The 9,230-nt window shown below is 37.8% G+C and carries 14 protein-coding genes and 1 pseudogene; 4 read left to right on the top strand and 11 right to left on the bottom strand.

The window, feature by feature from the left end; translation table 11 throughout:
• Positions 1 to 5: 5 nt before the first annotated feature.
• The 4 genes from BFL01S_RS17220 to BFL01S_RS17205 are packed head-to-tail and all read right to left on the bottom strand — an operon-like array spanning position 6 to position 1,917.
• Positions 6 to 551, bottom strand: coding sequence for a histidine phosphatase family protein (locus BFL01S_RS17220; RefSeq protein ID WP_061786444.1), 546 nt, complete (start codon positions 549 to 551; stop codon positions 6 to 8).
• A gap of 52 nt (positions 552 to 603) precedes the next feature.
• A complete protein-coding gene (locus BFL01S_RS17215; RefSeq protein ID WP_025907997.1) occupies positions 604 to 984 on the bottom strand; it encodes a DUF5412 domain-containing protein in 381 nt (126 codons plus the stop codon).
• A 15-nt stretch (positions 985 to 999) separates the two neighbouring features.
• Positions 1,000 to 1,419 carry an NUDIX hydrolase gene (locus BFL01S_RS17210; protein WP_025907998.1) on the bottom strand — a complete coding sequence of 140 codons (420 nt, stop codon included), beginning with the start codon at positions 1,417 to 1,419 and terminating at the stop codon, positions 1,000 to 1,002.
• 21 nt (positions 1,420 to 1,440) lie between these two features.
• Positions 1,441 to 1,917, bottom strand: coding sequence for a GNAT family N-acetyltransferase (locus BFL01S_RS17205; RefSeq protein WP_061786443.1), 477 nt, complete (start codon positions 1,915 to 1,917; stop codon positions 1,441 to 1,443).
• A 172-nt stretch (positions 1,918 to 2,089) separates the two neighbouring features.
• Between BFL01S_RS17205 and BFL01S_RS17200 the strand changes: the two genes are divergently transcribed.
• From BFL01S_RS17200 to BFL01S_RS17190, 3 genes are read left to right on the top strand one after another with little or no spacing between them, the layout of a single operon-like run.
• Positions 2,090 to 2,830 carry a VOC family protein gene (locus BFL01S_RS17200; RefSeq protein ID WP_061786442.1) on the top strand — a complete coding sequence of 247 codons (741 nt, stop codon included), beginning with the start codon at positions 2,090 to 2,092 and terminating at the stop codon, positions 2,828 to 2,830.
• 48 nt (positions 2,831 to 2,878) lie between these two features.
• Complete coding sequence (locus BFL01S_RS17195) at positions 2,879 to 3,640, top strand: GNAT family N-acetyltransferase (protein ID WP_025908001.1); 762 nt, start codon at positions 2,879 to 2,881, stop codon at positions 3,638 to 3,640.
• A 9-nt stretch (positions 3,641 to 3,649) separates the two neighbouring features.
• Positions 3,650 to 4,096 (top strand): ASCH domain-containing protein, encoded by a 447-nt coding sequence (locus BFL01S_RS17190; protein WP_025908002.1) that lies wholly within the window; start codon positions 3,650 to 3,652, stop codon positions 4,094 to 4,096.
• Positions 4,097 to 4,286: 190 nt separating this feature from the next.
• Here the strand turns inward: BFL01S_RS17190 and BFL01S_RS17185 are convergent, their stop codons facing one another.
• From BFL01S_RS17185 to BFL01S_RS17170, 4 genes and pseudogenes are all read right to left on the bottom strand, one after another.
• Positions 4,287 to 4,664 carry a hypothetical protein gene (locus BFL01S_RS17185; RefSeq protein WP_061786441.1) on the bottom strand — a complete coding sequence of 126 codons (378 nt, stop codon included), beginning with the start codon at positions 4,662 to 4,664 and terminating at the stop codon, positions 4,287 to 4,289.
• 234 nt (positions 4,665 to 4,898) lie between these two features.
• Positions 4,899 to 5,354 (bottom strand): GNAT family N-acetyltransferase, encoded by a 456-nt coding sequence (locus tag BFL01S_RS17180; RefSeq protein WP_061786440.1) that lies wholly within the window; start codon positions 5,352 to 5,354, stop codon positions 4,899 to 4,901.
• A gap of 22 nt (positions 5,355 to 5,376) precedes the next feature.
• A complete protein-coding gene (locus BFL01S_RS17175; RefSeq protein ID WP_025908004.1) occupies positions 5,377 to 6,156 on the bottom strand; it encodes a Cof-type HAD-IIB family hydrolase in 780 nt (259 codons plus the stop codon).
• 109 nt (positions 6,157 to 6,265) lie between these two features.
• Positions 6,266 to 6,544, bottom strand: a pseudogene (locus BFL01S_RS17170) (NAD(P)H-dependent oxidoreductase); the annotation flags it as partial.
• A gap of 211 nt (positions 6,545 to 6,755) precedes the next feature.
• Between BFL01S_RS17170 and BFL01S_RS17165 the strand changes: the two are divergent.
• Entirely contained in the window at positions 6,756 to 6,986 is a 231-nt protein-coding gene (locus BFL01S_RS17165; protein WP_224840247.1) for a hypothetical protein, read from the top strand.
• Between the two features lie 41 nt (positions 6,987 to 7,027).
• Here BFL01S_RS17165 and BFL01S_RS17160 read toward each other — a convergent pair whose 3' ends face one another.
• From BFL01S_RS17160 to BFL01S_RS17150, 3 genes are all read right to left on the bottom strand, one after another.
• On the bottom strand, positions 7,028 to 7,462 hold the full coding sequence (locus BFL01S_RS17160; RefSeq protein WP_061786439.1) for a PH domain-containing protein: 435 nt from the start codon (positions 7,460 to 7,462) through the stop codon (positions 7,028 to 7,030).
• A 211-nt stretch (positions 7,463 to 7,673) separates the two neighbouring features.
• Positions 7,674 to 8,375 carry a DUF554 domain-containing protein gene (locus BFL01S_RS17155; RefSeq protein WP_061786438.1) on the bottom strand — a complete coding sequence of 234 codons (702 nt, stop codon included), beginning with the start codon at positions 8,373 to 8,375 and terminating at the stop codon, positions 7,674 to 7,676.
• Positions 8,376 to 8,479: 104 nt separating this feature from the next.
• Positions 8,480 to 8,902, bottom strand: coding sequence for a hypothetical protein (locus BFL01S_RS17150; RefSeq protein ID WP_025908009.1), 423 nt, complete (start codon positions 8,900 to 8,902; stop codon positions 8,480 to 8,482).
• Positions 8,903 to 9,230 lie beyond the last annotated feature (328 nt).

Genomic DNA, 9,230 nt, shown 5'->3' with positions numbered 1-9,230 from the left:
TTTCATTACCTCTGATTCCAAACCCTTTTCATAACTCCTTTTGTAGAAAACAAATCTACTCGATATAAGTCTGGATTCGATAAATTAGACCATTCTTGAAATCCAAAACTAGCATCAAAGTGTCGTAACAACAAGCTCATTAAATTACCATGCGTAACCAATAATGAGATTTCATTTAGATTACCCACCTCTTCATATACAACAGCTAGCGCACGCTGAGTTGCTTCTTTTGATGACTCTCCACCTTTCAATTGGAGATTTTCATCATGAAATGTTTGCTTTAATAGCTCTAACCAATTGTCTACGGGTTTTCCTGTTAGAACACGTTCCGCTAAGCGCTCATCTTGCTTAATGGAAACGCCAATCTCTGCTGCAAAAGGTGCAGCCGTATGAATCGTTCTTATGTACGGACTTGATATAATAGTTGAAATACCTAAGGGCCTTAAGTACTCTACTAGCGATAGGGCATCTTTTTTCCCTTCCTTCGTTAAAGGGGCATCAAAATCTTGTCCTTCAGCTTTACAGTGCCGTAGTAAATAGATTGTTTTCATTTTCTCCTCCTGAAAACCTATTAAGCTCACATACATTCATACTATTCGTCCATTACTCTCGCCTAAAATCATAAACATCATTTGGAACATGCAGCGAGTGTCCGTTAATCTCGACCGTATCTTTACCTTGCCAATGAATATCCGCACTGCTTTCTTTATAGTTCCAGTAAATATTCTTTTCTTTATTTCCTTTATTAAAAACAAGCTCCCCTCGAACAGCATAGCCGGTAGTTGCGCCTCCGTCCGAGAGGTATGCTTTTAGCGTATAGGCACCATCGGGTGATGTGGATTCAGTAAGATATTTTCCTTCAGGAAGACGACTCATATCAAAAAATGTCCGATATATGCCGTATCCCAAAAGACTGATACAACCACAGCACCCGATTAATAACCACTTCGTAAGCTTCTCTTTTGTTTTAATGACCTTTAACAACTTCCATCCTCCGCTTTAGTTCACTTTTAAAACTCCATCTTCAATGTATCTCAGTAAAATTTTTCGCTCTTCTTCAAACAGCATAAATAAATCATCCATTTTTGCTACAGGCTTCCATGCTACATCAACAATGAGGTTATCAGGATCTTGGAGCTTCTTTTCTCCACCTACTAACTGAACAGCAAAATATTTAATATGCACATCAACACCGTATGTGACCGTATCGTATTCATGGACTTGACCTAGGATTTCAACCTCGTATCCCGTCTCTTCCAAAACTTCACGAACGCAGCATTCTTCAAATGTTTCACCGCCTTCTAGCCCACCTGACGGAACAGACCATAGCTCTGGGTGATTTGGCTTTTCTTGCGCCACCATTAATAATTCGTTATTTTCATTGATGCAAATCGCTGCTGCGCCTTTCCAGTTTGACATGCAAAATCCTCCTCCATTCAGTTATAGCTTCTTCATTAACAACAGTTCATCTCGAATTGGAATTTCATCATAACCAACCAAAGGAATACTTGGCTTTTGTTTTCTTGCTTCTTGAACTGCGTTTGGAAATAGGTAAGCTAAATGATAACCACGCCTTTGGTAAAACCGAAGAGCCTTTACGTTATCATTTGTTGTAATGAGCGTTACCTTCGTGCAACCTACGGATTTTGCTTTCTCTTCCACTGCTTTCATGAGGGCCGTGCCGAATCCGCTGTTTTCCTGCAAGCTATCTAACGAGATTATTTCACATTCTTTTTCTCGTATTTCATAGGTGACTAACCCAATGATGTTATTGTGCTCGTCATATAAGATAAACCCACACAGAGAGGAACAGTCATACGCACCAACAGAAGTAATCATTTTTGTACTTCCCCAATGCTTTTCTAAGAATCGACTGACTTCTTCTCTGTCATCAATAACAACGCGGCGAATTTCCACTTTTCAACACCCCTGTTCCCATTTTATACTATTGTTCTATTTTTTTACATAACAAAAGTAAATAAATAACATCTATCCTTTCTACGACTAAAGATGTATTCCTTTTCATTCATTGTACCGTGGCTGTTTTTATGGACTACATCATAAACTAATGGTAAAGGAGTGAATGACGATGATTACCCACTATGCAAATCTCGAACTGCTTACGGTATCTATTCAAGGTGTCAAACAATTTTATGAAAAAGCACTACATTTAGAAATGACAAACGAAACAACTGAGTTTATTCAGTTCAGACTGACTCCATATAGCACGCTTAGTTTCAAGGAATCCTACGAACCAATTAAGCCCGCACACTTTGCCATTCAAGTGTCTTATCAGTTGTTTACTAATGCTGTTACACTTTTAAAAAAATCTGGCGTGTTTTTGTTAGCTCAAAACGAAGGAAATCCTATCGATGAACATAATGGTCGAAAAAACGTGTATTTCCGCGATTGTGACGGTAACTTACTTGAGTTAATTGCACATGACTATATTCATGAAAATAAGTTAAAGAGCTATGGTAAGCTGAATGCATTATATATAAGAGAAGTAGGATTTCCAGTAAAAGACGTTGGAAAGTTTCGAAGCTGGCTAAAAGAAACTTTCAGCATGAAAACAGACGAAGATGATGACTACTTTAACTTTGTGATTGGTGGAACAGCTTATGCAGTGGTCGTCTCAGAAAAGCGGCCGTGGATTCCTATCGCCATGAAAGCACTACCTCCTAACATAAAGGTGACGCTCGGTACTCCACTTCCGCTAACCAATCAGCAAAATTTTATAAACAACGGCTATCAATTCTCTTTAGTACACACACCTGAATTCCAGCACAGTTTTCTTCAGGATTTACGGTTGCCACCTGATTGCTATTAGGTGTATACTTGTAAAATTATAGAAGATTTATAGACTAGGAGGCGCAGCATGCAAACAACAACAGATACACTACGCCTACTTGAACAACTGGCTTCCAATGCTTGGCCAGCTCATACAACTGAAAAACTCGGTGATTGGACGATGCGCTATACGTTTGGTTATACAAAGCGCGCCAATAGCGTCCACGCGGTTGGCTCACTTCCTTTTGATTTAAACTGGCTTCAAAAGGTTGAGAATTTTTACGAAAGCCGTAACACAGCGTCATGTTTTCATATCTCTCAGCTTTCACCAGCACAGTTAGATGAAACACTGGGTTCAAAAGGTTATAAAAAAAGCGATGAATGCTTTACGATGATGGCAGCCTGTGAAGATACGCTCCAAAATGTCAAGCTGGACATTCAGTATGATGCCGACTATTTACGCGAAGCAACTCCTGCTTGGATTGATGAGTTTCTGACGTTAGAAGGCTTTTCAAAAGATCGCTTTGACGCCTATACTCATATCTTTTCCAGCATTCATGCTTCTAAGACGTTTCTGCGCTTATCAAGCAATAAAGAAACGGTGGGTTTAGGATCCGTGGTAGTTGAACAAGGGTACGGATGCATCAGCAACATAATTGTACACGCTAAACATCGCCGAAAAGGGATTGCCAAAGAGCTGGTGAGCGCGCTCGTTCAATGTGCTCAAAGACAAGAAGCTGACTATGTTTACCTGCAGGTTGTGAAAGAAAATAAGCCAGCAGTTGATTTGTATGAAAAGCTTGGTTTTAAAGCAGTATCTTCTCATCATTATCGTATTCTGAAGAAATAGGTGAAAAAGATGAATGAAATCGATCAATTTTGGCAGGATTTTTGCAAAAAAAACAACCTTACTAACGTCTCGTACAAAGAAGCATTTCAGTTCGGCGCGTCTTCTGGCTGGCTTGCTTCCTTAGTTGTTGAAGGTAAAAAAACAGCTACCACATCCGGCTATGTTTTCTATGAACTTGAAAACGAAGAGTTACCAAAAAAAGGAGATTATTCGATTGTGCTAGACGAAAACAATCAGCCAGTTGCCGTTATTCAAGTTCAATCGGTAGACGTTTTGCCGATGAACGAGGTATCAGAAGAATTCGCATTAGCTGAAGGTGAAGGTGACTATAACTTCTGGTGGCGCGCTCACGAAGAATTTTTCACAAACGAATTAAAGCCGTATGGAAAAACATTTTCTCCTGATTTAATGGTCGTTTGTGAGCGTTTTGTAAACCTGAGCTTAAAAAATTATTAACATGTTCAGAGTACATAAAAAAGCTTTTAAGAACCAAATTCTTAAAAGCTTTTTCTATCATTTCTTCACGAAAAACAGCTGTAACATCTTTTCTAAAAACAGCTCATACTTTCTAAACCAACCTCTAAATTGTGTGAATAGATCATTGGCTTAAATACTTATTTTCTATACTCTTATGGTTTTGTCAGCACTATTCTAGAGGTAGTCTCGGCTTTTCATCTTGATAAATCGAATAAGTTTCTCCATACTTTTCGATATCTGTACACTGCTCATCACTACAGCCAAACAAATATGTACCTTCAGTTGTTCGAACGCTTACATTAAAATAATATGGATATCTGCCACCTTTATTTTTATCCATGCTGCTTTCTATAGATTTAATATCTTTTGTTTTAGCAATCTCTTGATAGTCTTTACTTTCAATTGTTCTTTGAATCATTTCATTTAGAATGATTTGTTCCTTTTCATCGGGATCATACATCCTATCAAAAGCATAATGCTTAACCAGCCAGTAAGCGTTCATTCCTACACTCATAACCAGTAAAATCTTAACTACTTTTTTCTTCATTTTAAATCGTCCTATTCTTTTACCATTTCTAAAACATTCTTCTGTCCATCAGGGCTTTCAACTACAATTAATTCGGTATTATTTATGACTACATAGCTATCAATTCATTCGTTACTATTACAGCCTGCTAGTAATATAGCAAAACAGAAGTTGATTAACAGGAAAAATTTTCTCATGCCGGTTCCTCCTATAAGTCAGAGTGCATAGATACTTTTCACGTCGCTCCCAACCACTTTATTCTAACTCCACACTCATCACAACACGTTCTTTGTTTAATTCAAACCCATTTTTCTGAAAGAAAGCTGCTGGCTTTCGGTGACCTTTTTCAGTAGATAAGTAGATTTGTGCTACTGCTTGCTGTTTGAGCTGTACTTTTAGAAATTCTAATAAGCTCGTCCCAATACCGCTAATTTGAGCATTGGTATCCACACAAATTTCGTTGAGATAAAAATACTTATTGTTTATCCACTGCTCTTCATTTCCCACGATAAAGCCTAGAAGCGGACCATTTTCGTCTTCAAAATAACCAATTCCTAGATAGCCAGGCGTTAAGCTAATATCCATTAACCGCTTATAAGAGCTTTGAAGCGTCCATGGTTCATTCCAAGGTTCCTCGTTAAATACACGCGCAAACAGCTTAGCTGCAGGCTTTAAATCTTTTATAGTAAGCTTTCGAATTGGTTGGTTCATTGTACACGTCCTTTCTTCTTTCTTATTGTGAAATGAGGTTATAATGTCTAAGGGCAAACTCCACGCCATCTTCATCTGATTTTTTCGTCACAAAATCAGCTATTTCCTTTAAGCGTTGACTACCATTTTCCATCGCAACACCAACACCTACAGTTTCAAGCATATCAATATCATTGTCACCATCCCCAAAAGCCATCGCCTCCGAAGGTTGTATCTTAAAGTACTCTAACACTTTTACAATCGCCTGCGACTTTGATACGTCTGTTTCCAATACGTTTACCACATATGGGTGCCAGCGACGAAACGTATAGTGAGGAAATCTAGCTCTGTATTGATTCACCACTTCATCCGTTCCAAACAGACAAAGTAAATAGATTTCTTCTTCGTAAATGGAAGGATGAGTGTCTGGATAGGTTTGAAGCGACAAGGTTTCGAATAAAGCAGCTAAAACACCCTCTTCCTGTACTCCGTTCATGTGAAAGCCTTTCGTGTAAAAAGATAGAGCATGCTGTTTGGAATCTGAGAATTCTACAAGCTCTTTTACGTTGGACTTGCTCATACTCACTTTATGTATAACTTCATTCTGATAAGTCACGTAACCACCATTTGCAGTAATAAACACATCAATACCTAGCTCTTTTAATTCTTCGCACATAGAGAGTGGGCGTCCAGTAGCTGCTACAATAATAATGCCAAGATTTCTTAATAAACTGATGGCACGCTTTGTACTCTCAGGTATTTCGCCGCTCTTGTGATGCGTTAGCGTACCATCAACGTCGAAAAAAATGATTTTGCAGCTCATATTTCCATTTCCTTTCTTTTAGTTCCATTTTAATCCATATACGCATTAAAAAAAAGCAAATAATAGAAAAAGCACCAAAACCCTGTTGGTTCTAGTGCTTAGCTTACAATTATGAGAAGTGACGATCAATCGTCTCATTAATTTGAGTAAAGATTTTTTTGTAGCCTTCCTTATCTAAATAGCCGATACTTCCGAATAATAAATGATCAACAGGCTCAATTCTTGTAAAATCAAAAACCCCTACATCTGACGTGATTTTTAATCCAGCCGTCATGCCTATCTCATCATAAACAGCGCTTGGTGTTCCGTGGGTATTAATGATAAGACCTTTCTTTCCAGCTAGTAGCTTAGTAATACCTTCTTCACCAGTAGCATATGCAAAAGCATGGGGGATTGGAGCAAGAAACATTTGCAGTAACCTGCTGAATAGCTTCTGTATAAGAAGTTATTCAGCAGGTTACTTTTTTCTTTTATTATCTTCATATAAATTAAAAACCAACAAATGTAAGCGTTATCTTATAAAAATACGTGTCATCAATACACAAACTCCTGAATATCTTTATATTAAAATACAATTAGGAGGCCTGATTGATTTGTTGATGTTAGAAACCGCTAAGCAAATCGTAAAGCATGTGTACCCGTTTGTCTGTGTGAACCGACACGATATCTTTAAAGGAGACGTTACTTCCTTGCAGCTCTCAAAATATTTAGATCTTCATCCTGCTCACGTACCATACGTCACTGCAACCATTATTTATTTACTCGAAGCAGACGGCTATGTGTCAAAGCCGCTGATAGAATACGGAGGTATTCGAAAATGTCTGCATTAAAAAAGAGGCGTGCTAAGCTAATAAAGCTTACTACGCCTCTTTTAAGCTTTTATCGTAAACGTGGCTCTTACTTTTAGAAACTGAACAAAGACCTCTGGATCACGAGGTGAAATCCGTATCGTTTTACGCTTGCTGTACTTGATTTGAATTTGTTGAGTTGAAAGTGCGGGCGCAATAAACGGTATTTTGACAAAGCAAATACTGCGAATTTCCTTTACATTTATTTTTTTCTTAAAAGGCCCATAATAAATAGTTAACGTTTGGCCTGTGAGGTAATACCCTGTGCGAAACCAAATCGAAAGCAAGAAAGCTGCAAAAAACGCTAAAACAGCTAGTCGGATGAAGTAATGATCTTGAATAAACGGAACCGTAAAAATCCCCCATCCCATCACAAAGATTCCATCTACTAAAACCGCAATACTTATGCCCCAAATTAGATACGACAACCACCAATCTTTTTTAGACGGAAAGTACAAAGCTTTTCCTCCTTTTTCTATCCTTTGTTACTTAATCTACGATAGCAATGCTTCTAACTTACCTCTTTTTTAGATTTTCTGATTTTTTCAAACGGATTACTTAAAGCACCTCACTGCTCCCCGTACGCGTATTTTATATAGTGATCACAACAGAACGAGCTTTTCATCCATATTTTCCAGCAAAAAAGTAGACCTTCTGATAAAAGGTCTACTACATCCAAGCATACATTCCCGTCACTAATAAAATAGCAACAACGATTGCCGGTAGCAAATTCGCCACCTTGACTTTGGTAATTCCAATTAAATTTAAGCCGATTGCTAGAATCATAATGCCACCGGTTGCCGTCATTTCGATAATAAGCTGATCCATCAGTGCATTTGGAACTAATCGATCAATCTGTGCAGCAAAAACAGCTATTAATCCCTGATATAAAACAACAGCTATGGCTGAGAAAATAACGCCAATCCCAAGCGTTGTACTTAGTAACAGCGAGATAAATCCATCCATTACGGCTTTTGTATACAACACGTCATGATTGCCGCGAATACCACTATCAAGAGCACCGATAATGGCCATTGCTCCCACAACGAAGATTAATGTTGCCGTTACAAAGCCTTCAGCAACACTTCCTTGACCGCTTCCTACCTTGCTTTCAATCCAAGAGCCAATTGACGAAAGCTTCTCTTCTAGCTTCAACGCTTCACCAGCTACTGTACCAATAACAAGGCTTAAAATCACGAGTAAAAATTGCTCGCTTTTCATGCCCATCTGAATTCCTAATACCGCAATTGCTAATCCGATTGCCTGCATGACGGTAGTTTTCATGCTTTCAGGAATGTTCCGACATAAGCTCCCTAAAAGCGTTCCAACAATAATGCCTAATCCATTTGCAAGCGTTCCTAATAAAACCATCTCTATACCTCTTTCACGCTGTATGTACATCCATCATCATACTACGTATTAGTCGATTTCGAAATGTTTTTATTATTTTTATAACATTTCAACAAGCCTTCTCTTTATTCATCCTCTGCCATCTTTAAATTCAGTACTTCTTCCTCATTTTTATAGATAATCTTCATTTTAAATACATCTTCTTTACATGTTCGATCATTAAGCGTACCAACTAAAAAAGAAACAGCGTTATCGTCCAATTTATTCATCATAGCTTTTACGTTTCCCGTTACCGTATCACCATCACTCGTTTGAATTTCAACCGTAATGTATTTCAATTGTTCTGGCGTTAGCTGAATCTCTTTTGGCTCTAGCGTTACCCAATTTGTTTTGCGCTCTTGATAAAGCTTGTGGTCATATATGTATTCAGCACTCCACTCTTTTCCTTCATCAGAGAAAACAGCTTGTCCTTCCACTTCTGTTTTCCCACCAAGTGAACAGCCCACTATACATATAAAAACAAAAGCTACAAGCAGTACTTTCTTCATTTATAATCCCCTTTATATCATCTTACTTCTCTATTTTTCTCACAGGAATAAACGCTTTATAACCAGTAAAGGATGGCTGACCTAGTTTTTCAAAGAAACAGGTATAAGTATCAGCTTATTCAAATAATGGAAAAATTTACACACCTCATTATAATCAAATTTTCCGATAGCTTCAATAAAAGAAAGTGAAAATAATTATACATTTTAAAATTATTGGAAAAATTCCTCGTTAGGAAAATAGCAGTATAAGGGTCTTAATTAATTAATAAAAAATGAGTTTGGGACATAACAAAATGATTGCTTCAAAAAAACGAACAATAGCTGTTCC

The sequence above is a fragment of the Priestia flexa NBRC 15715 genome (assembly GCF_001591565.1).
GTDB classification, from domain to species: Bacteria; Bacillota; Bacilli; order Bacillales; family Bacillaceae_H; genus Priestia; species Priestia flexa.
Note: the sequence above shows the minus strand (reverse complement) of the source record. Positions and strands in the feature narration are given on the sequence as shown.